Raw genomic sequence first — 19,685 nt, forward strand, 5'->3', positions numbered from 1 at the left:
CAGATGGGTGCTCGGTGGCGGCCCTTTGCGTGGGTGCTCCGTAGCGTCGGCCAGAGGTGCTCCGCGGGTGTCGACCGCGTCGATTCGCCACGAATGGCCGCTTGGGCGGGTCCTTTAGCGGCCATTTGCGTCAGATCGGTGCACGGTGGCGGCCGTTTGCGTCAGATGGGTGCTCGGTGGCGGCCGTTTGCGTCAGATGGGTGCCTCATGGATCGCAGCCCTGGCCGGGCGCGCTACCGATCAAAGATGGGCATGCTCCGTGTTGCCAGCCCCAAGGAGCCGGACATGCTCAGCGCTTCCACAGGTACCTGTTCTCGGGCCGCCCCGCGGCACCGTAGCGGGGCGTGAGCCGGGCGAAGCCGTGAATGACCAAATACTCGAGGTAGCGCCGGGCGCTGACCCGCGAGAGTCCGACCTGGAGGCCCATCCCGGCCGCCGAGACATCCTCCGGGCTGGATTTAAGCGCCTCGCTGACGGCATCCAGCGTGGGCCGGGACAGTCCCTTGGGCAGCCTGGCCGGGAGCCCCGCCAGCGACCCCGCCGCGGGATCCGCAGCCGTGGCCCGGCGCGAGGGAGCCACGAGGCGGTCGATGCTGTCCTGGTCCAGTGGTCCGGCAGCCCCGCCCGCAGCGAGTTCGCGGCGAAGGAGCAGGTATTCGTCGAGCCGTTCGTTCAGGGCCCGGGACGTGAAGGGCTTCACCAGATAGTGCAGTACCCCGCCGGCCATGGCCCCGCGGACCGTCTCCAGCTCCCTCGACGCCGTGATGACCAGGACGTCCAGGGCGTGCTGGCGGCCGCGGAGTTGCTGGAGTACATCCAGACCGGACATGTCCGGGAGGTGGATGTCCAGCAGGACCAGTTCCGGCCGCAGCTCCGCCGCCAGGTCGAGGCCCTGCTGCCCCGTGTGGGCCAGGCTGACGACGTCGAAGCCGCCGCGGGCCAGCAGGAACCCATGGTGGATCCCGGCCACTGCCACGTCGTCGTCAATAATGAGGGTGCGTATGGAGCTCATTGCTTCTGCAGTTCCGCCTCTTTAGTCTTCAGGTTTACGGTGAAACAGGCGCCGCCCAGCGCGGAGGACGAAACCGACGCCGCGCCGCCGCGCCGCCGGGCTACGCGCTGGACCAAAGCCAGACCGAAGCCCCGGCTGTTGATGCCTTCAGCCACTTTGGTGGTGACGCCGGCCTCGAAGACGGCCGCGCGTTCCGGCTCGGGGACACCGGGACCGTCGTCGTCCACCGTGATGGTCCGTCCGCCGTCGGGTGCTTCCTCCAGCCGGACGGCGACGGTGCTGTCGTAGCCCGCGGCGTCCACCGCGTTGTCGATCAGGTTCCCGAGGACGGTGATGACGTCACCGGTCCCGTCCGGGGTGCACACTGAGTCCGGGCTGACCAGGATCTCGACGCCGCGCTCGGCGCACACCGTGGACTTGGCAATCAGCAGCGCCCGGACGTCGTGATCGGCGATTCCAGCGGCCAGCGGGCGGTTGACGAAAGCGGCGTCGCTGTGGCTGCGGCCCAGGTACTCCACGGCCTTGGCCTGCTCGCCAAGCTCCAGGAGACCCGAGATGACGTGCAGTTTATTGGCGAATTCGTGAGCCTGGGCCCGCAGCGCCTGCGTCACGTCCAGGGCGCCGTCGCGGTCGCGGAGGATCGAGTGGAGCTCGGTACGGTCACGAAGAATGAGGACCTTTCCCACCTCCCGCCCGTCCACTGTGGCGGCGTTGACTTTCCCGAGAAGGATCCGTTCCCCGGAGAGCACCAGTTCCTCGGTGGCCGATCCGGCGGCGAGCATCCGGCGGATCCCAGGTTCCAGGGATTCGCCGGCGGGTCGTCCAGTGATCTCCTCGCCCACGCCCAGGAGCCGGCGTGCCTCGTCGTTGACGAGCGCGACCTTCCCGTCGGCGTCGACGGCGACGAGCCCCTCGCCCAGGCCGTGGAGCATCGCGTCGCGGGTCTCCAGCAGGGCCGCTATGTCCTCGGGCTCCAGCTTGTAGATCCGCCGCCACACGAGCCTGGAGATGTACATCGCCCCCAGTGACCCCAGCAGCGCGGCCCCGAGGAGCCAGCCGAACAGTTGCGGCAGGTCCTCGTAGAGGTCCTCCGCCAGGGTGCTTTCCAGCACGCCCACCGAGGCCGAGCCGATCACGGTGCCGGCACTGTCAAAAACGGGAACCTTGACCCGCCAGGACTCACCCAGGGTTCCCGTCTGGGTGCCGACATAGATCTCGCCGGACAGCGGCAACGACGGGTCGGTGGACACGGGCCGGCCGATTTCTGCAGGGTTCGGGTGGGACTGCCGGACACCGTTGCGGTCCGTCACCACCACATAGGTGACATTCGAGGCCTGCCGGATGACTTCGGCGATGGGCTGAATGGTCTGGGCCGGCTGCGGTGTCCCGAAGGCATTCACCACGGAGGGCAGCCGGGCCACGCTTTCCGCGACCCCGATCAGCCTGCCTTTGTACGCGTCCCTGAGCTGCTGCTCCTGCATCCGGATGGTCACGGCCCCCACTGCCGTCAGGACGGCCAGGACGATGCCGAGCTGCAGCGCGACCAGCTGGAAGCGCAAGGGGATCCTGTGAACCATGTCACAAGTTTCCCATCCCGGCTGCCGCGCGGCGGCCAATCCCGGACTCAGGGGCGTGACCAATATGACCACTACTACCTCTACGACCAAATTCTGGTCCCCGGCCCGGGCGGCTCCTAGTCTCTGGGGAGTGATTCCGATGACGTGCGTCACATTCATACAGGAGAAACCATGACTTCCCCCTCCAATTTCACGCGGCCCACCTTCACCCGCCGGGCTGCGCTCGCTGCCGGGGCGGCCGGCGTCGTCCTCGCCATGTCGGCGTGTGCCGGCGGTGCCACAGGCGCAACGGCAGGCCAGAGCTCCGCCGCGGAGCCAATCAAAAAGCTGAGCATCATTGTTCCGGCGAACCCGGGCGGCGGCTGGGACCAGACGGGCCGTGCAATGCAGCAGGACATGCAGTCCAACAAACTCGTCACCTCCGCGCAGGTCAGCAACATCGGCGGCGGCGGCGGCACGAACGGCCTGGCCAAGCTCGCCACCGAAAAGGACGCGAACACGCTCATGGTGATGGGCTACGTCATGGTCGGTGCCGTGGAAACCAACGCCGCCAAGACCCGGCTGGAGGACACCACCCCCATTGCGCGCCTGACAGAAGAGCCGCTGGTCCTGGTGGTCCCGGCGTCGTCCAAGTACCAGTCCGTCCAGGACCTCGTGGACGACATCAAGGCCAACGGCAAGGGTGTTGCGATCACCGGCGGTTCAGCCGGCGGCGCGGACCACATCCTGGCGGGCCAGATCCTGAAGTCCCAGGGCGTCGAGTCCGACAAGCTGAACTACATCGGCTACTCCGGCGGCGGCGAATCAATCGCAGCCCTCCTCGGGAACAAGGTCCAGGCCGGCATCTCCGGCGTGGGGGAGTACGCCGAGCAGGTCAAGGCCGGCAAGGTCCGGGCGCTCGCCGTCTCCGGCACGTCCGAGGCTCCGGCCCTGCCCGGCGTCAAGCCGCTGAAAGACCAGGGTATCGACGTCGTCCTGACCAACTGGCGCGGCGTTGTGGCACCGGGTTCCATCGACGAGGCGCAGAAGGCGAAGCTGACCGAAGTCGTCACCAAGCTGCACGGCACCGAGGCCTGGAAGGCCACCCTGGCCAAGAACAACTGGGACGACGCATTCCTTGCCGGCGACGAGTTCAAGACCTTCCTGACCGAGGACATCACCAAGGTCAAGACCACGCTGACTGAGATCGGCCTGGTCAAGTAACAATGTCCATCCACGTCAGCACGCCCGCCAAGCGGCCCGCGGGGGAGATTCTCTTCGCCCTGGTGTTCGTGAGCGTGGGCGCAGCGGGCCTCCTGGCGGCGGGGTCCATTCCGATCCCGCCGTCGGAGACCGGCATCGGCCCGCGTGCCTTCCCCTACATCGTGTGCACCATGCTGGTGCTCGTAGGCACAGGCATCGTCGCCCAGGTGTTCCGCGGCAAGGTGGGCCAGGCCGAGGAAAGCGAAGACCTCGATGTCACCGCCAAGACCGACTGGACTGCCCTCGCGAAACTCGTTGGCTTCGTGGTGCTCCACATCTTCCTGATCGAACCGGCCGGCTGGCCCGTTGCCGCGGCCGTGCTGTTCAGCGGGGCGGCCTGGACCCTTGAGGCCAAGCCGCTCTGGAAGGCGGTCATCATTTCCATGGTGCTGGCACTCGTGCTGCAGTACGTCTTCGGCGGGCTGCTGGGCGTCTCCCTGCCGCCGGGCCCATTGCTTGAGGGGGTGCCGCTCTTCAATGGATAGCTTCATGATGCTTCTTGAGGGCTTCTCGACAGCGCTGCAGCCGGTCTACCTGCTCTACGCCCTGGGCGGGGTCTTCGTCGGCACCGCCGTCGGTGTGCTTCCCGGCATCGGTCCGGCGATGACTGTGGCGCTGCTGATGCCCATCACTTACGCGCTGGATCCCGCGGCCGCCCTGATCGTATTCGCCGGCATCTACTACGGCGGCATGTACGGCGGCTCCACCACCTCCATCCTGCTCAACACCCCGGGCGAGTCATCCTCGATTGTCACGGCGCTCGAGGGCAACAAGATGGCCAAGGCCGGCCGCGGCGCTGCGGCACTGGCGACGGCGGCGATCGGCTCGTTCGTCGCCGGGACCATCGCCACGGTGCTGCTGACCTTCCTGGCGCCGGTCGTCGCGGAACTTGCCGTGGGCCTGGGACCCGTGGACTACGTGGCACTCATGATCGTGGCGTTCCTCACCGTCGGTGCCCTGCTGGGCGCCTCCGTGCTGCGCGGCCTCGCATCACTTGCCCTGGGGCTGTTCATCGGGATGATCGGCATCGATGACAGCACCGCACAGCAGCGCTTCACCTTCGACAATCCCACGCTGGTCGACGGCGTCGACATGGTCCTCGTGGCCGTGGGCCTCTTCGCCCTCGGGGAAGCCCTGTATGTGGCCTCGAAGCTGCGGCACGGGCCGGTCGAGGTCATCCCGGTCAGCAAGGGCAAGAACGCCTGGCTGTCCAAGGAGGACTGGAAGCGGTCCTGGAAGCCGTGGCTGCGGGGCACCTTCATCGGCTTCCCCATCGGCACGGTCCCGGCGGGCGGCGCGGACGTGTCCACGTTCCTCTCCTACGCCGCGGAGCGGAAACTGGCCAAGGGCCAGAACAAGGCACAGTTCGGCAAGGGCGCCATCGAGGGCGTGGCAGGTCCGGAAGCGGCGAACAACGCCGCTGCCGCCGGCGTCCTGGTCCCGCTGCTGACACTCGGAATCCCCACGACGGCGACCGCGGCCATGATGCTCACCGCGTTCCAGCGCTACCAGATCCAGCCCGGGCCCCTGCTCTTCGAGAACCAGGGCGCGCTGGTGTGGACCCTGATTGCCTCCCTATACGTCGGGAACCTGATGCTGTTGGTGCTGAACCTGCCGCTGGTGGGCCTGTGGGTGAAGATTCTGCAGATTCCTCGGCCCTACCTCTACGCGGGCATCCTGGTCTTCGCGGCACTGGGGGCCTTCTCGGTGAACTTTGCCGCGGCCGACGTGGGAGTCCTGCTGCTGGTGGGCATCCTGGGCTACTTCATGCGCCGCTACGGCTATCCCGTGGCGCCCCTGGTGGTGGCGATGATCCTCGGGCCCATGTTCGAAGTGCAGCTGCGGCGCTCGCTGCAGCTCTCCCAGAACGATCCCGCGGCCCTGTTCTCCTCACCGTTCGCGGTGGTTGTGTACATCTCCATGGCCCTGATCTTCGTGGGCTCCTGGTGGCTTCGCCGCCGCCAGTCCGCAGTGGAGGCCGCGCCGGTGAAGGAAGAGTTGCCCGTCTAGGCAGGATGCTCTCCTGCTGCGCCCCAGATGGCCGGAATGGTGACCACCATTCCGGCCATTTTTCGTCCAATGCGACTTTGGCAGGCAACGGCTTTCAGGCCTCCGGCGGCCGGGACAGCGGCGGAATGGACTCGTGCAGCGGGGTCCGGATCCAGCGCTGGCCGGTGGCACGGAATTCCTGCCGGGTGGCGAAGCGGTACAGGTAGCTGCGGGCCCGCACCCACTGGGGCGGGGCGCCGTCGAACGGATCATGCCGGAGCAGACGCAGGGTGGGGCGGTCGGCCTCCAGGAGCTTGGCCAGGAAGGCGTAGAACCATGCCTCGTGCACGGTGCGCAGCGGCAGGAACCACAGCAGCCAGTCGAGGCGCAGATGGTAGGGCGCCCACTGGCGGGGGATCCGGCGGACGTCGCCGGGCTTTCCGCGGAAGCCGTATTCCTGCCAGTCCGCAGTGTCGTCGGGCTCCGCGGAGAGCGTCCCTTCCACGGCGATTTCGATCCGCTGCTTCGTGACCGTGCCGAAGGCGCCATAGGTGTTCCCCAGCTGCCAGCGGTTGAAGGCGGCGTTCATCAGCTGGTAGTGGGAGAACAGGTTCTCGATCGGCCGGTAGCTGAGCACCACCAGCAGCACGGTGGCGAGCAGAACCACCACGAGCCACGCGACCGGCGCCTGGCTGCCGGCCGCCGCGCCGGCGGCGCCTTCAGCGGCAGTGCCTGCGGGCGCAGGGTGCCAGTCGAGCGGGACCGCCGGGACCAGAGCGTGCGCCACCGGGTCGCTGACGGCGGCGAAGGCGAGCAGGATTGCCATCCAGTTGAGCCAGGCGAAGTTCCCGGTCGCCACCAGCCAGAGCTGCGTGAAGATGATGATCCCCGCGGCGGCACTGGCCAGCGGCTGCGGGGCGAACAGGAAGAACGGGACCACGAGCTGGGCGAAGTGGTTGCCCAGGACTTCGATTCGGTGCCACGGCTTCGGCATCAGGTGTGCCTGCCGGCTGAGCGGCCCTGGCATGGGCTGGGTCTCGTGGTGGTAGTACAGGGCTGTCAGGTCACGCCACTCCCGGCCGCCGCGGATCTTGATCATGCCGGCGCCAAACTCAAGGCGGAAAACCAGCCAGGCCAGCAGGATCAGGATGGTCCGCGGCGGGGGAGTCTGGTCGGAGCCGAGGAAGGCCACAATGAATCCGGCCTCGAGCAGCAGCATTTCCCAGCCGAAGCCATAGAACGTTTGCCCCACGTTGACGATCGACATGTACAGCAGCCACAGCGCCAGGAACGCGAGCAGGGGAACCCACGGCGGGCCAAGCTGCGGCAGGCCCAGCACGATCGTGGCGGCAACCGCCATGCCGGCCCAACAGACAGCCCGCAGCAGCCGGTCCGAGTAGTGCCAGCTGAACAGGGTGGGTCTGCGCAGGCGGCTGGAGCGTGCCAGGAACTCCGGCACCGGCAACAGCCCGCGCTCGCCGAGGAGGGCCGGAAACTGGTTGAGCGAGGACAGGAAGGCCACAAAGTAGAGGGTGGCGATGCCGCGCTGGAGCACCTGCCGGGCGAACTCATACTCCGGCGCGTCAAACCAGGCCGTCCACTCCACGATCCCCACGTTACGCCTGCGCTTCGTGGGGTCAATACGCAGCCACACCCCGCCCGGTGAGCGCAGATGGCCCTCAACGCGCGCACGGCAACCAGAGCACGGAACACGGTGCGGGATACTTGAACCATGCAGCCGCGCAAGATCGTCCTACTCGGGTCCACCGGTTCCATCGGCACGCAGGCGATTGACGTCGTCGACGGCGCCCCGCACCTTTTTGAGGTGGTGGCGCTCAGCGCGGGCGGCGGCAACCTCGAACTCCTGGCCAGGCAGGCCGTCCACACCCGGGCCCAGGCCATCGGTGTGGCGTCCGGCGACGCGTCCGCCCTCCAGACGTGGATAGACGATGCCGCCGGTGCCGCCGGGGTGACAGGCTACCGTCCCGAGATCATCGCCGGACCGGACGCGTCCACCCGGATCGCGGAAATCGAGGCCGACGTGGTGCTCAACGGCATCACCGGCTCCATTGGCCTGGCGCCCACCCTGGCCGCGCTCAAATCCGGGGCGACCCTGGCCCTGGCCAACAAGGAATCCCTGATTGTCGGCGGCGCCCTGGTCAAGGCTGCGGCCCGCGAAGGCCAGATCGTCCCGGTCGACTCCGAACATTCCGCCATCGCCCAGTGCCTGCGCTCCGGCACCGGGGCCGAGGTGGACCGGCTGATCCTCACGGCGTCCGGCGGCCCCTTCCGCGGCATGACCCGGCATGAGCTGCGCGGGGTGTCCCCCCGGGACGCCCTCGCCCACCCCACCTGGGACATGGGCCTCATGGTCACCACCAACTCCGCCAGCCTGGTCAACAAGGGCCTGGAAGTCATCGAGGCGCACCTGCTCTTCGACATCCCGCTGGAGAAGATCGACGTCGTGGTCCATCCCCAGTCCGTGGTCCACTCGATGGTCCAGTTCATTGACGGCTCCACGATCGCCCAGGCCTCCCCGCCGGACATGCGCCTGCCGATCGCCCTGGGCCTGGGCTGGCCGGACCGCGTTCCCGGTTCGGCCCGGCCGTGCGACTGGAGCAAAGCCACCAGCTGGACCTTCGAGCCGCTGGACACCGGGGCGTTCCCCGCCGTCGGACTGGCGAAGGATGCCGCCCGGCAGGGGAGTACCTACCCGGCTGTCTTCAACGCCTCGAACGAGGAAGCCGTGATGGCGTTCCATGCCGGCCGGATCCGTTTCACCGATATCGTCGATACCATCGAAGCAGTCCTCAGCGAACACACAGGATCCTCCGGGCTGACGCTGGAGTCCGTGCTGGATGCTGAAAGATGGGCACGCGCCCGCGCCCACGAACGTTTAGCCCTCAGAAGCGTCTAGGAAGCAGCAGATCAAAGTATGAGTCCCGTCCTCCTCTTCATCCTCGGTGTCATCTTTGTGGCGATCGGCATCGCCGTGTCCATTGCCCTGCACGAGGTGGGCCACCTGCTGCCGGCCAAGCTGTTCAAAGTCCGGGTCACCAAGTACATGATCGGCTTCGGGCCCACCCTCTGGTCCCGCAAGAAGGGCGAGACCGAATACGGGTTCAAGGCCATCCCGCTGGGCGGCTTCGTGTCCATGATCGGCATGTACCCGCCGAACAAGGACGACGGCACCGTGCGCACCTCCAGCACCGGCATGTTCCAGTCCCTGGCCTCGGACGCCCGCTCGATGGCGCACGAGGAAGTCGGTCCCGCCGACGGGAACCGCGTGTTCTACAAGCTGCCGGTCTGGAAGAAGATCGTGGTGATGCTCGGCGGCCCGGCCATGAACATGCTGATCGGACTCGCGCTGACGGCCGTGCTGCTGATGGGCTTCGGCACCGCCACCCAGACCACCACCATCGCCGACGTCTCCAAATGCCAGGTCAAGGCCGGCGAAACCGTGGACCCGGACTCCGCCGACTGCAGGCTCACACCCGCAGCCGCCGCGGGCCTGTTGCCCAACGACGTCATCACCTCCTTCGACGGCAAGGCCGTGACCAGCTGGGATGAACTCACCGGCTGGATCCGCACGTCCGCGGACAGGCAGGTCAGCATCACGGTGGAGCGCGACGGCGTCCCGGTCACCACCACGGTCACACCGGTCCTCTCTGCGCGTCCCGTGGTGGGCGAGGACGGCCGACAGGCCAAGAGCGCCGACGGCACCCTCCAGTACCAGGACGTCGGCTTCCTGGGCATCGGTGCGCAGACCGCGCTCGTGCCGCAGCCGGCGTCGACCGTCCTGCCGATGGCGGGCGAGAACATCAAGCAGATCGCCGGCGTCGTCCTGAACCTGCCGGCCCGGGTGGCCGGCGTGGCGGAGGCCGCGTTCAGCGAGGCGCCGCGCGACCCCAACGGACCCATCAGTGTGGTCGGGGTGGGGCGTGTGGCCGGCGAGGTTGCCGCGATGGAGCAGGTGCCGATGCAGTCCCGGGTGGCCACCCTGGTGGGGCTGCTGGCCGGACTCAACTTCGCCCTGGCCGTCTTCAACCTCATTCCGCTGCTGCCGCTCGACGGCGGCCATGTGGCCGGCGCGCTGTACGAAGGGGCCCGCCGCAGGATCGCGAAGCTCTTCGGCCGCCCGGACCCAGGCGCGTTCGACATCGCCAAGCTGCTCCCGGTCACCTACGTGGTTGCGGTGCTGCTGATGGGCATGGGCGCCCTGCTGATCTACGCGGACATCGTCAAGCCGGTCAACCTTTTCGGCTGACGCCGCGGCCTGCCGGCCTGCGGAAATGATGCGGACAACGGCTCGTAGTTCATCAACCGGGATTTACTGACCGGCTGCCGAGCAGGAGAGCTTGACGTTCACAGGCCCCGGTTCCGGTCCCGGGGTTGATGAGCCGGCGATTTCGGCGGCGCCCGGGCGCCCGGTGGACTAACCGTGCAACGCTGATTCGCCACTATCAGCGTATTTAGGCTTATTTTTGGTAATCAGTTGAAAATGATTGATTCAGCAGGATCAGCCCTTTAGGGTGGGGCTATGTACGTGATGACCATCGACCAGCGCGGCAGCAGCGCCGACGTCGACCGTGTCCCGGAACTCCTGGCGGAGCTGGCCGGGCTCTCCACTGCCGGGCGCTTCGAGCGATCCGTCGGTGACGAAGTCCAGGGAGTCGTGGAGCGTCCGGACGAAGTCGTCGGGATCGCACTGCAGGCCCTGCGCAGCGGACGCTGGTACGTGGGAATCGGCGTGGGGGCGGTGGACCTGCCGCTGCCTGCCAGCCCGAGGGAAGGATCCGGGCCGGCCTTCGTGGCGGCGCGCGTGGCCGTCGAGAAGGCCAAGTCCGGGGCAGCGCACGTGCCCCTCGCCGTCGTCTCCGGCGGCCTCCGCAGGGGAGAGGCTGCCCCCTCGCCCGCCGGATCCGCCGGCGGGCTCGCCTGCGCCCACGCCGAGGCGGTGCTGCGGCTGATCGGACGGCTGGTCCAGGACCGGACCGCCGCCCAGTGGAAGGTCGTGGATGTGCTGCGCACGGTGCAGCAAGGCCACGCCGGCACGCACGGCACACAGAAAATCGCTGCCCGGCAACTGGGAATCACCGAACAGTCGGTGAGCCGCGCGCTGCTGCGCTCCGGCTGGCAGGAAGAATGTGCCGCGAGGCCTGCGGCGGAAATGCTGCTGGTCTTCGCCCACGGCGTCATCGCCGGCAACGACGACGCCCGCGGGCAGCCCGCGGACCCAGCCCCGGACACGGGCGGGCCCGGGCACCCGGAGACCCGCCCCCGGGACATCACAGAAGGAGACCGGTGAACGCGCTCTGGATCACGCTGACCCTGCTCACCGCCGGCTTCGTCGGGTGGCCGGTGACGGCGCTGGTCTTCCGGATCGCCCGGACCATCGACGACCGGCAGGGCGCAGGTGCCGGCGCCGCCGACCCGGTAAACGACCCCGCAGCGGACGTCACCGTTGATCCCTTGGCCACCACCGGTACCCCATCCACGGCCGCCACTCCCGGAACCGCTGTCCCGGCAGCAGGCTCCGGGGCAGTCCCGGTCAGCAGTGTCCGGATCCTGCGCGGCGGCGCCATCATCGGGGTACTGGAGCGCCTCGCGGTCTGCTTCGCGATCCTCGCCGGCCAACCGGTCGCCATTGCCTACGTCGTCGCGATCAAGGGCCTGGGCCGCTTCGCCGAGCTGAAAGAGACGCCGGTCGCCGCGGAACGGTTCATCATCGGCACCCTGACCTCCCTGCTCTGGGCGGCCGGCGTCGCCGCCCTGGCCAAAGTGCTCGTCCTCGGCTGACGCCGGCCGCCCGGCAGCCCGCACGGATGGGTACCTGGCCTGCGGGGCGATAGTGTATCCGTATGACTGTTTTTGCTGTTGAGTACGTATATGACGCCGAATCCTCCGTAGCCCGCGACGCCGCCCGCCCGGCGCACCGCGAATGGACCGCTGGACTTGCCCAGGACGGAACGCTGCTCGCCAGCGGCCCGTACGGGGACGGCGCCGGCGCCCTGCTGATCTTCAAGGCTGCCGACGAGCAGGCCCTGAACACGGTCCTCAAGCAGGATCCCTTCGCGGCCGCCGGTGCCGTCTCCGGTATCCGCACGACGGTCTGGGCTCCCCTGACCGGCCTCCTGGCCGGCCACGCAGCCTAGCCGTCCCCGCCAGACCTACTTCGATACAAGGAGTCCATGTGACCTCGGTCAGCCTGGGAATGCCGTCAGCACCGCCCCCCGTCCTCGCTCCGCGCCGCAAGACCCGCCAGATCAAGGTGGGTTCGGTCGGTGTCGGCTCCGACTCGCCGATCAGTGTGCAGTCGATGACCACAACGCCCACCACGGACATCAACGCCACGCTGCAGCAGATCGCCGAACTCACGGCCTCCGGATGTGACATCGTGCGGGTCGCCTGCCCGTCCGCGGACGACGCCGAGGCCCTGCCGATCATCGCCCGAAAGTCCCAGATCCCCGTGATCGCGGACATTCACTTCCAGCCGAAGTACGTCTTTGCCGCGATCGAGGCAGGCTGTGCGGCGGTCCGCGTGAACCCCGGCAACATCCGCAAGTTCGATGACCAGGTCAAGGAAATCGCCCGCGCGGCCAAGGACCACGGCACCTCGATCCGGATCGGCATCAACGCCGGATCGCTGGAGCCCGGAATCCTGAAGAAGTACGGCAAAGCCACTCCGGAAGCCCTCGTGGAGTCCGCGGTCTGGGAAGCGTCGCTGTTCGAAGAGCACGGCTTCAACGACTTCAAGATCTCGGTCAAGCACAATGACCCGGTCATCATGGTCGCTGCCTACGAGATGCTCGCCGAACAGGGCGACTGGCCGCTGCACCTCGGCGTCACCGAGGCCGGCCCCGCCTTCCAGGGCACCATCAAGTCAGCCACGGCCTTTGGCGCCCTGCTGTCCCGCGGCATCGGTGACACCATCCGCGTTTCCCTCTCCGCCCCGCCGGTCGAGGAAATCAAGGTCGGCAACCAGATCCTGCAGTCGCTTAACCTGCGCCCGCGCAAACTCGAGATCGTCTCCTGCCCGTCCTGTGGCCGCGCCCAGGTGGACGTATACACGCTGGCCGAGCAGGTCACGGCAGGTCTGGAAGGCATGGAGATCCCGCTGCGCGTCGCCGTGATGGGCTGCGTCGTCAACGGACCGGGCGAAGCCCGCGAAGCAGACCTCGGCGTCGCCTCGGGCAACGGCAAGGGACAAATCTTTGTGCGGGGAGAGGTCATTAAGACTGTGCCCGAGAACCAGATTGTTGAGACACTGATCGAAGAGGCCATGCGTATCGCTGAAGAGATGGGGGAGGCCGATGGCGAGGATGCTGTCAAAGGTAGCCCCGTGGTTAGCGTCTCGTAAGGACGGCGCCGCTCCCGGCGTCGCAGTCCGGACCCTGGCGGGCCCGGACACATCCCAGCTGGTGGATCTGGCGCGCCAGGACGCCGTCGCCAACGTCTTTATCCTGTCCCATCTGGCCACCGCCGGTTCGGCGGCACCCACCACCGGCGGTGCCAGCATTTTCGGCGTGTTCGACGGCGGCACCCTCCTCGGAGCCTGCTGGGCCGGCGCCAACCTGGTCCCGGTGCAGCTGGACCCCGGGCTTGCCGCTTCAGTGGCCGCTGCTGCACACCGCTCCGGGCGCCGCTATGCCTCAATCTTCGGCCCGGCCGACACGGTCCTGGCCCTGTACTCCGGGCTGGAACAGTTCGGTCAGACGGCCCATGAGATCCGCGGCGACCAGCCGCTGATGACGATTTCCGGGCCCCCCGCAGTTGCCCCCAATCCGCAGCTGGGTTTTGGCCAGCTGGCGGACTTCGATCGCATCCTGCCGGCCTGCGCGGCGATGTTCGAAGAGGAAGTGGGATATTCGCCGTACCTTGGCGGCCGGGAGTACTACAGCCGCCGGGTCAAGGGCCTCATCCGCGAGGGCCATTCCCTGGTCCACCTGAACCCCGCCCGCGAAGTGGTCTTCAAGGCTGAGCTCGGTGCGGTCACCCCGGAGGTCACGCAGGTCCAGGGGGTCTGGATGAACCCGGAGTTCCGCGGCCAGGGCCTCAGTGCCGGGTACATGGCCGCCGCCGTCGTCCTGGCCCAATCCCTCGCACCCGTCACCAGCCTCTACGTGAACAGTTTCAACACCCGGGCCCGGGCCACTTACGAGCGGGTCGGTTTCCGCCAGGTGGGGACCTTCGCTACAGTGCTCTTCTAGCGGGCGTCTGCCGGCAATCATTCGTTTCCGGGGGAACCATGAAGACATCCGCTCTGCGCATTTTCGGGACCACTGCCCTGGTGGCTGCAACCTTGTCAGCTTGCGGCGGGAGCGCCGGACCCGGCGCCGGTGCAAACGACGCCCCGGGAACCGGCGCCGCGGCGGCGACGACATCCGCCGTGCCTGCGCCGACCGCGACGCCGGCCGCCGTGCCTGCCCCGACCGCGACGACGGCCCGGGCGTACTCACAGGATGAACTCGAGGATTTGGTGGGACAGCTCAAGGATGCCCGGGGTCACGCGTTGAGCGTAACTCCGGCCGTGGACGTTGCGGCCAGCCTCGAGCAGTCCAAGTCGGCGGTGCAGGGGATGACGTGGGAGCCGGCCGAATGCCGCGTACTGGCACTTCCCGGGGTCGCACCTTCGGCAGACGGAGCCGCCGTGGCCGTGGGAACAAGCGTGGACGCCGCCAGCGGTGCGGCCACCGCGGTCTCGATGACATCGGGTCTTGATGAGGCAATCCTGGCCCAGATCGATGACATGGCCCGCCAGCTCAGCAAGTGCGCCACGATGTCGATCACGGCAGGGGACGTCCGGCTCAGCACGAACGTGACCCTTCTGGAGGGCTTCGGGTCTCTGCCGGGAGCGGTTGCCTTCCGGACCGACTCGCAGTTCTCCGACGGCCGCAAGCAGTCCCTGATCACCGGGCAGGTGGTCCAGCGCGGGGTCCTGCTCTCTGTGGTGGCGTCAGGCGGCGGGGGCGAGCAGGCTGCTATCGCCACCGCCGGCGCGTTGCTCGATTCGGCGGCCGCGCTGATCAAGTAGGCGAAAGGGAAGCCTCCGGCCAGCCGGCAAAAAATAAACGGTTGCAAGCTCTTGTTTTCGTGTCCCGCGCCACATAGGTTCGATCTAGCCGTGTCGCATGGGCACGTGTATCCCCGGGAGCAGCAGCCGGGAATGCAGACGCCCTTGAGGGCAACACAACGGAACTCACAGCCAATTTTTTGGCGGTGCTGGGGCCGCAGAGCCACGCCATGACAGGATGACCAGCCGGGAACGGCCAGGGGCTTCCGTCAGTTATGGCGTGGCTCTTCCGTGTCCGGGCTGACGGTAGATTAGTACCTAGACGCGTGTGCCGGTTTCTCCGGTTCTGCTGATTCACAGCTTTTCTGCTTTGCCCTGCACCTTCCCAGAAACGGATAGATACCCAGTGGTCCTTCGACTCTCCAAGCTGTTCCTGCGCACCCTGCGTGAAGATCCCGCCGACGCCGAGGTGGCCAGCCACCGGCTCCTGGTCCGCGCCGGTTACATCCGCCGCGCCGCCCCGGGCATTTACACCTGGCTTCCGCTGGGGCTGAGCGTACTGCGCAAGGTGGAGACGGTGATCCGTGAGGAGATGGCTGCCATCGGCGCCCAGGAAGTGCACTTCCCGGCCCTGCTGCCCAAGGAACCCTACGAGGTCACCAACCGCTGGACCGAGTACGGCGAGGGCATCTTCCGGCTCAAGGACCGCAAAGGCAACGACTACCTGCTGGCGCCCACCCACGAGGAAATGTTCACCCTGCTGGTCAAAGACCTGTACTCCTCGTACAAGGACCTGCCGCTGAGCATCTACCAGATCCAGAACAAGTACCGCGACGAGGCACGTCCCCGGGCAGGACTGCTGCGCGGCCGAGAATTCATCATGAAGGACTCCTATTCCTTCGACGTCGACGACGCCGGCCTGGACGCCAGCTACGCCGCGCACCGCGGCGCCTACCTCAAGATCTTCGAGCGCCTCGGCCTCGAGGTCATTCCGGTTGCCGCGACCGCTGGCGCCATGGGCGGGTCCAAGAGCGAGGAGTTCCTGCACCCCACGGAGATCGGCGAGGACACCTTCGTGCGCTCCGCCGGCGGCTACGCAGCCAACGTCGAGGCGGTCACCACCGTGGTCCCCGCGGACATCGACTTTTCCAACGCCCCGGCCGCCGCGGTCCGGGACACCCCGGACACCCCCACCATCGAGACCCTCGTGGACGCCGCCAACGTCCTGGTGCCCCGCGCCGAGGCGGACGGCGGCGCCTGGGCGGCCGCTGACACGCTCAAGAACGTCGTTCTCGCCGTCACCCTGCCGACGGGCGAACGCCAGATCGTCGTCATCGGCGTTCCGGGCGACCGCGGCGTCGACCTCAAGCGCGTGGAAGCGAACATCGGGTCCTTCCTGCCAATCGCCGGCGAAATCACGCTCGAGGCCGCCAACGAGGAGGACCTCAAGAAGCAGGACCTCATCGTCAAGGGCTACCTCGGCCCCGGCCTGTCCCTGGATGCACCCCTGCTGGGCACCGGAGGCGCCGCCAAGCTCCTCTACCTTGTGGATCCGCGCGTCGTCAGCGGCTCCGCCTGGGTCACCGGCGCCAACGAGGCCGGCAAGCACGTCTTCGGCCTGGTCGCCGGACGCGACTTCGGCTGGGACGGCGTCATCGAGTGCACCGAGGTGCGCGCCGGCGACGAGGCCCCCGACGGATCCGGCCCGCTGGAAACCGCCCGCGGCATCGAAATGGGCCACATCTTCCAGCTCGGCCGCAAATACGCCGAAGCCTTGGAATTGAAGGTCCTGGACCAGAACGGCAAGCAGGTCGTGGTCACCATGGGTTCCTACGGCGTCGGCGTCACCCGCGCCGTCGCGGCCCTGGCCGAATCCAACCACGACGACAAGGGCCTGATCTGGCCGCGCGCCGTCGCTCCGGCCGATGTCCACGTGGTGGCTGTTGGCCGCGGCGAGGAGATCTTCGCTGCCGCCGAGAAGCTGGCTGTCGACCTGGAAGCCGCCGGCCTCGAGGTGATCTACGACGACCGTCCCAAGGTGTCCCCGGGCGTGAAGTTCGGCGACGCCGAACTCGTCGGCGTGCCGACCATCCTCGCCGTCGGCCGCGGGCTCGTGGACGGCGTCGTCGAGATCAAGGACCGCCGCAGCGGCAACGCCGAAAACATTGCTGTTGGTAAGGCCGTCGACTTCTGTGTCGATGCCGTCCGCAACAGCTAACCCGCAGTCCGTCCAGGCGTGGTTTCCGGACTCGAGTCGATTGAGCTCAGCACCCTCATCCTGATCGTGGTCGCCGGCTTCGCCGCGGGCTGGGTCGATGCCGTCGTCGGCGGCGGGGGACTGATCCAGCTCCCGGCGATGCTGCTGGTGCCGGGCATCAGCCCGGTGCAGGCGCTGGCGACGAACAAGATGGGGTCGATTTTCGGCACCACGACCAGCGCCGTCACGTACTACGGCCGGGTCCGGCCGGATCTGCGGACCGCGCTGCCCATGGCCGTCATTGCCATGGCCGGCAGCTTTGGCGGGGCGGTGCTCGCGGCGAACCTCCCGGCGAGCGTGTTCAAACCCATCATCGTGGTGGCGCTGGTCGCCGTCGCGCTGTTCACCGCCTTCCGCCCGAACGTGGGGGAGCTGACCAGGCTGCGGCACAGCGGCCACCGGCACTACGTGCTGGCGTGCCTGATCGGCGGCGTGATCGGGTTCTATGACGGACTGATCGGCCCCGGCACCGGCTCCTTCCTGATCATCGCGCTTGTCTCGGCGATGGGTTACGCCTTCCTCGAAGCAAGCGCCAAGGCCAAGATCGTGAACATGGCCACCAACGCCGGCGCCCTGCTGTTCTTCGTGCCGCACGGTGCCGTGCTGTGGGGTCTCGGGCTGGTCCTGGGCCTGGCGAATATGGCCGGGGGCTACCTCGGCGCCCGGACAGCCGTCAAGCAGGGGAACAGGTTCATCCGCATCGTGTTCCTCGCCGTGGTGGGTGCCCTGATCATCAAGCTCGGCTCGGACATCTGGCAGGAGAGCTTCGTCTGACACCCTCCCCGTTCCCTGGACGCAGGCGTAGCATGCAGCTATGTCAGCTCCTGTTGAACGCTACAGCGATGCCCTGGAGGCTGCGGCCCGGCGCGCACGCCAGTGGCTGGAGAGCGGCACACTGCCGGCAGCGCTGGCCGCGGACTGGCTGGTCAGCGCCTGGGACCCACTGCGTTCGCGGCGGATATCCGGATCATCGGGCAGCTCCGACAGGGCACTGCCGCGCCATGCCCCCCACCCGGCAGGGCGAACGCTGGCCGCAGCTTTCCGCCGACGCAAAGTCCCACAGGTTCCGCAGCACCTGCCTGCCCGTCAGCCGGTCGTCGAAGGCGACGATCCCTGCATGGCCAAGGGCGGCGTTATGTTCGGAGAGGGCGGCATTGCTCAGCGGGATGTCGAGGTCATCGGGGCCGACGAGGCCGCCCAGCGGTCCGCCGATTTGGAGGGAGCGCACCGTTGCACCGCCTCGAAGTCCGCCGCCGAGTTCCTCCACGATCCGTCTCAGCGGTGTGCCGATCTGCACCTCGTAGGCTCCGGGCCGGCGGAAGCGTTCGGACAGGCAGACAAGCACGGTGCCGGTTTCGTCCGCAGTCCCCAGTGCGGCGTACGCGGCGCCCCCGTGCTGCACGATCCACGGGAGTGCGCTGAGCGTTTCCACGTTGTTGACTACTGTGGGCCGGCCGTGCAGCCTTCTCCCGGTGGGAAACGGCGGACGGGGCCGCACGACGCCGCGCAGTCCTTCCAGCCCGTTCATCAGTGCCGTTTCCTCGCCGGAGACATCAGAGCCTGCACCGTCCACCACTTAAATCTCCAGGCTGAAACCTTTGCCCCCTATCCCGGGGCCGGGAAATCCGGCGGTGTATGCCTCGAGCAGAGCCTCCCGCAGCCGGGCGGCGGCGCGGGGGTACTCCGAGCGGACGAACACGATTCCGGTCGCCGCACGGACAGCGAAGCAGGCCAGGGCGAGTCCCTCGAGCACCCGGTTCGGGTCCTGTTCCATCAGCAGGCGGTCCGCATAGGACCCGGGGTCACCCTCGTCGCCGTTGGCCACCACCACCCGGGGTGCTCAAGGGCGGCCCGCCATTTGGCAGCAACGCTGAACCCGGCTCCGCCACATCCGCGCAAACGCGTTGACTCCACCTGGCCGAGGATGTCCTGGGGTGCGCCTGAGGCGACAACGCCAGGCCACGCGGACCACGGCTGCGCCGTTCCCACCAGTCCGGCAGTCACCACCGGAACCGGACTGTCGTTGTGAACGGGATGGGTGGCGCCTTAGGTGCGGATTCCCCCCGCAATTGTGCCGCCAGATCGGCGCCGGTGCAGGCCTGTTCGCCGTCGAGGGCTGCGGGACCGGCGAAGCAGTAGCCGAGGCAGCGCACCGCCTGGATCGAAACGGAGCCGTCCGCCGTCCGGCTTCCCGTCTCTACCCCGAGTGCCGCCTCCACCTCGGCGACGTGGGCTCCAGCGCTCGCCGCGAAGCACGCGGCTGCGGCGCAGACGCGGACACGCCGGTCTCCGCGTTGCGCGGAGAAGTCGCTGAAGAACGTCGCCGGTCCCTGGACCGCCGCCGCGGGCAAACCGAGCGTGCGGGCAATCGCCGTGGGTTCAGCGCCCGGGGCGCGGAGCATGCTCCTGACGTCCCCGATCGGCCGGTCGAAGCGGGCCGCATACCGGAGAAACGGATCGTCAGTGGTCCGCTCCGGACGCCCGTCGGGCATGGAGCTTGAGCGACCCTCACCGGGTTTCTGCATGCATTCCACCCTCGTCCGGGGCCAGGGAGGGGCTAGAACCGAAAGTCCCGCGACGCCGGGACACCGGTGT

19 protein-coding genes are annotated in these 19,685 nt (G+C 68.0%); 13 read left to right on the forward strand and 6 right to left on the reverse strand.

The window, feature by feature from the left end:
• Window positions 1-289: 289 nt before the first annotated feature.
• Both ACZYX4_RS04705 and ACZYX4_RS04710 read right to left on the reverse strand, forming a co-directional pair.
• Complete coding sequence (locus ACZYX4_RS04705; protein ID WP_463874080.1) at window positions 290-1,012, reverse strand: response regulator; 723 nt, start codon at window positions 1,010-1,012, stop codon at window positions 290-292.
• A complete protein-coding gene (locus ACZYX4_RS04710) occupies window positions 1,009-2,589 on the reverse strand; it encodes an ATP-binding protein (RefSeq protein ID WP_463874081.1) in 1,581 nt (526 codons plus the stop codon). Before ACZYX4_RS04710 ends, ACZYX4_RS04705 begins: the two co-directional genes overlap by 4 nt.
• A gap of 171 nt (window positions 2,590-2,760) precedes the next feature.
• Here ACZYX4_RS04710 and ACZYX4_RS04715 point away from each other — a divergent pair, with 171 nt between their 5' ends.
• From ACZYX4_RS04715 to ACZYX4_RS04725, 3 genes are read left to right on the forward strand one after another with little or no spacing between them, the layout of a single operon-like run.
• Complete coding sequence (locus tag ACZYX4_RS04715) at window positions 2,761-3,792, forward strand: Bug family tripartite tricarboxylate transporter substrate binding protein (RefSeq protein ID WP_463874082.1); 1,032 nt, start codon at window positions 2,761-2,763, stop codon at window positions 3,790-3,792.
• Window positions 3,793-3,794: 2 nt separating this feature from the next.
• Window positions 3,795-4,316, forward strand: coding sequence for a tripartite tricarboxylate transporter TctB family protein (locus ACZYX4_RS04720; RefSeq protein ID WP_463874084.1), 522 nt, complete (start codon window positions 3,795-3,797; stop codon window positions 4,314-4,316).
• The gene (locus tag ACZYX4_RS04725; RefSeq protein ID WP_463874085.1) at window positions 4,309-5,841 is read left to right on the forward strand and encodes a tripartite tricarboxylate transporter permease; all 1,533 of its coding nucleotides are present in this window, start codon (window positions 4,309-4,311) and stop codon (window positions 5,839-5,841) included. The genes ACZYX4_RS04720 and ACZYX4_RS04725 overlap by 8 nt, the downstream gene beginning before the upstream one ends.
• 94 nt (window positions 5,842-5,935) lie before the next feature.
• On the opposite strand, the gene ACZYX4_RS04730 is transcribed toward ACZYX4_RS04725, so the two are convergent.
• The gene (locus ACZYX4_RS04730; RefSeq protein ID WP_463874086.1) at window positions 5,936-7,426 is read right to left on the reverse strand and encodes a lipase maturation factor family protein; all 1,491 of its coding nucleotides are present in this window, start codon (window positions 7,424-7,426) and stop codon (window positions 5,936-5,938) included.
• Between the two features lie 126 nt (window positions 7,427-7,552).
• On the opposite strand from ACZYX4_RS04730, the gene dxr reads away from it, so the two are divergent.
• The 10 genes from dxr to ACZYX4_RS04780 all read left to right on the forward strand — a co-directional run bounded on the left by dxr (window position 7,553) and on the right by ACZYX4_RS04780 (window position 17,864).
• A complete protein-coding gene (gene dxr / locus ACZYX4_RS04735; RefSeq protein ID WP_463874087.1) occupies window positions 7,553-8,737 on the forward strand; it encodes a 1-deoxy-D-xylulose-5-phosphate reductoisomerase in 1,185 nt (394 codons plus the stop codon).
• Window positions 8,738-8,755: 18 nt separating this feature from the next.
• Window positions 8,756-10,087 (forward strand): M50 family metallopeptidase, encoded by a 1,332-nt coding sequence (locus tag ACZYX4_RS04740; RefSeq protein WP_463874088.1) that lies wholly within the window; start codon window positions 8,756-8,758, stop codon window positions 10,085-10,087.
• A 273-nt stretch (window positions 10,088-10,360) separates the two neighbouring features.
• Entirely contained in the window at window positions 10,361-11,128 is a 768-nt protein-coding gene (locus tag ACZYX4_RS04745) for a MarR family transcriptional regulator (protein ID WP_463874090.1), read from the forward strand.
• Entirely contained in the window at window positions 11,125-11,619 is a 495-nt protein-coding gene (locus ACZYX4_RS04750; protein WP_463874092.1) for a hypothetical protein, read from the forward strand. Before ACZYX4_RS04745 ends, ACZYX4_RS04750 begins: the two co-directional genes overlap by 4 nt.
• 62 nt (window positions 11,620-11,681) lie before the next feature.
• The gene (locus ACZYX4_RS04755) at window positions 11,682-11,975 is read left to right on the forward strand and encodes a YciI family protein (protein ID WP_463874093.1); all 294 of its coding nucleotides are present in this window, start codon (window positions 11,682-11,684) and stop codon (window positions 11,973-11,975) included.
• Between the two features lie 38 nt (window positions 11,976-12,013).
• Window positions 12,014-13,180, forward strand: a complete 1,167-nt coding sequence (ispG, locus tag ACZYX4_RS04760) for a flavodoxin-dependent (E)-4-hydroxy-3-methylbut-2-enyl-diphosphate synthase (RefSeq protein ID WP_463874095.1) — start codon at window positions 12,014-12,016, stop codon at window positions 13,178-13,180.
• Window positions 13,143-14,030 carry a GNAT family N-acetyltransferase gene (locus ACZYX4_RS04765; protein ID WP_463874096.1) on the forward strand — a complete coding sequence of 296 codons (888 nt, stop codon included), beginning with the start codon at window positions 13,143-13,145 and terminating at the stop codon, window positions 14,028-14,030. The genes ispG and ACZYX4_RS04765 overlap by 38 nt, the downstream gene beginning before the upstream one ends.
• Before the next feature lie 38 nt (window positions 14,031-14,068).
• Window positions 14,069-14,854: a hypothetical protein gene (locus ACZYX4_RS04770; RefSeq protein WP_463874098.1), complete on the forward strand. Its 786-nt coding sequence runs from the start codon at window positions 14,069-14,071 to the stop codon at window positions 14,852-14,854.
• A gap of 385 nt (window positions 14,855-15,239) precedes the next feature.
• Window positions 15,240-17,051 (forward strand): proline--tRNA ligase, encoded by a 1,812-nt coding sequence (locus tag ACZYX4_RS04775; protein ID WP_463874099.1) that lies wholly within the window; start codon window positions 15,240-15,242, stop codon window positions 17,049-17,051.
• A gap of 18 nt (window positions 17,052-17,069) precedes the next feature.
• A complete protein-coding gene (locus tag ACZYX4_RS04780) occupies window positions 17,070-17,864 on the forward strand; it encodes a sulfite exporter TauE/SafE family protein (RefSeq protein ID WP_463874100.1) in 795 nt (264 codons plus the stop codon).
• A 193-nt stretch (window positions 17,865-18,057) separates the two neighbouring features.
• On the opposite strand, the gene ACZYX4_RS04785 is transcribed toward ACZYX4_RS04780, so the two are convergent.
• The 3 genes from ACZYX4_RS04785 to ACZYX4_RS04795 all read right to left on the reverse strand — a co-directional run bounded on the left by ACZYX4_RS04785 (window position 18,058) and on the right by ACZYX4_RS04795 (window position 19,615).
• Window positions 18,058-18,666 (reverse strand): hypothetical protein, encoded by a 609-nt coding sequence (locus ACZYX4_RS04785; RefSeq protein ID WP_463874101.1) that lies wholly within the window; start codon window positions 18,664-18,666, stop codon window positions 18,058-18,060.
• Window positions 18,667-18,921: a hypothetical protein gene (locus ACZYX4_RS04790; RefSeq protein ID WP_463874103.1), complete on the reverse strand. Its 255-nt coding sequence runs from the start codon at window positions 18,919-18,921 to the stop codon at window positions 18,667-18,669.
• 169 nt (window positions 18,922-19,090) lie between these two features.
• The gene (locus ACZYX4_RS04795) at window positions 19,091-19,615 is read right to left on the reverse strand and encodes an NAD(P)H-dependent oxidoreductase subunit E (protein WP_463874104.1); all 525 of its coding nucleotides are present in this window, start codon (window positions 19,613-19,615) and stop codon (window positions 19,091-19,093) included.
• Between the last annotated feature and the right edge of the window lie 70 nt (window positions 19,616-19,685).

Source organism: Pseudarthrobacter leeuwenhoeki (genome assembly GCF_055412885.1).

What these genes read in the sequence shown, in the direction of transcription:
- ACZYX4_RS04795 (WP_463874104.1), bottom strand. Translation starts at nt 19,615, where the DNA reads ATGCAGAAACCCGGTGAGGGTCGCTCAAGCTCCATGCCCGACGGGCGT.
- dxr (WP_463874087.1), top strand. Translation starts at nt 7,553, where the DNA reads ATGCAGCCGCGCAAGATCGTCCTACTCGGGTCCACCGGTTCCATCGGC.
- ACZYX4_RS04710 (WP_463874081.1), bottom strand. Translation starts at nt 2,589, where the DNA reads ATGGTTCACAGGATCCCCTTGCGCTTCCAGCTGGTCGCGCTGCAGCTC.
- ACZYX4_RS04715 (WP_463874082.1), top strand. Translation starts at nt 2,761, where the DNA reads ATGACTTCCCCCTCCAATTTCACGCGGCCCACCTTCACCCGCCGGGCT.
- ACZYX4_RS04770 (WP_463874098.1), top strand. Translation starts at nt 14,069, where the DNA reads ATGAAGACATCCGCTCTGCGCATTTTCGGGACCACTGCCCTGGTGGCT.
- ACZYX4_RS04725 (WP_463874085.1), top strand. Translation starts at nt 4,309, where the DNA reads ATGGATAGCTTCATGATGCTTCTTGAGGGCTTCTCGACAGCGCTGCAG.
- ACZYX4_RS04720 (WP_463874084.1), top strand. Translation starts at nt 3,795, where the DNA reads ATGTCCATCCACGTCAGCACGCCCGCCAAGCGGCCCGCGGGGGAGATT.
- ACZYX4_RS04740 (WP_463874088.1), top strand. Translation starts at nt 8,756, where the DNA reads ATGAGTCCCGTCCTCCTCTTCATCCTCGGTGTCATCTTTGTGGCGATC.
- ACZYX4_RS04755 (WP_463874093.1), top strand. Translation starts at nt 11,682, where the DNA reads ATGACTGTTTTTGCTGTTGAGTACGTATATGACGCCGAATCCTCCGTA.
- ACZYX4_RS04765 (WP_463874096.1), top strand. Translation starts at nt 13,143, where the DNA reads ATGCTGTCAAAGGTAGCCCCGTGGTTAGCGTCTCGTAAGGACGGCGCC.
- ACZYX4_RS04705 (WP_463874080.1), bottom strand. Translation starts at nt 1,012, where the DNA reads ATGAGCTCCATACGCACCCTCATTATTGACGACGACGTGGCAGTGGCC.
- ACZYX4_RS04745 (WP_463874090.1), top strand. Translation starts at nt 10,361, where the DNA reads ATGTACGTGATGACCATCGACCAGCGCGGCAGCAGCGCCGACGTCGAC.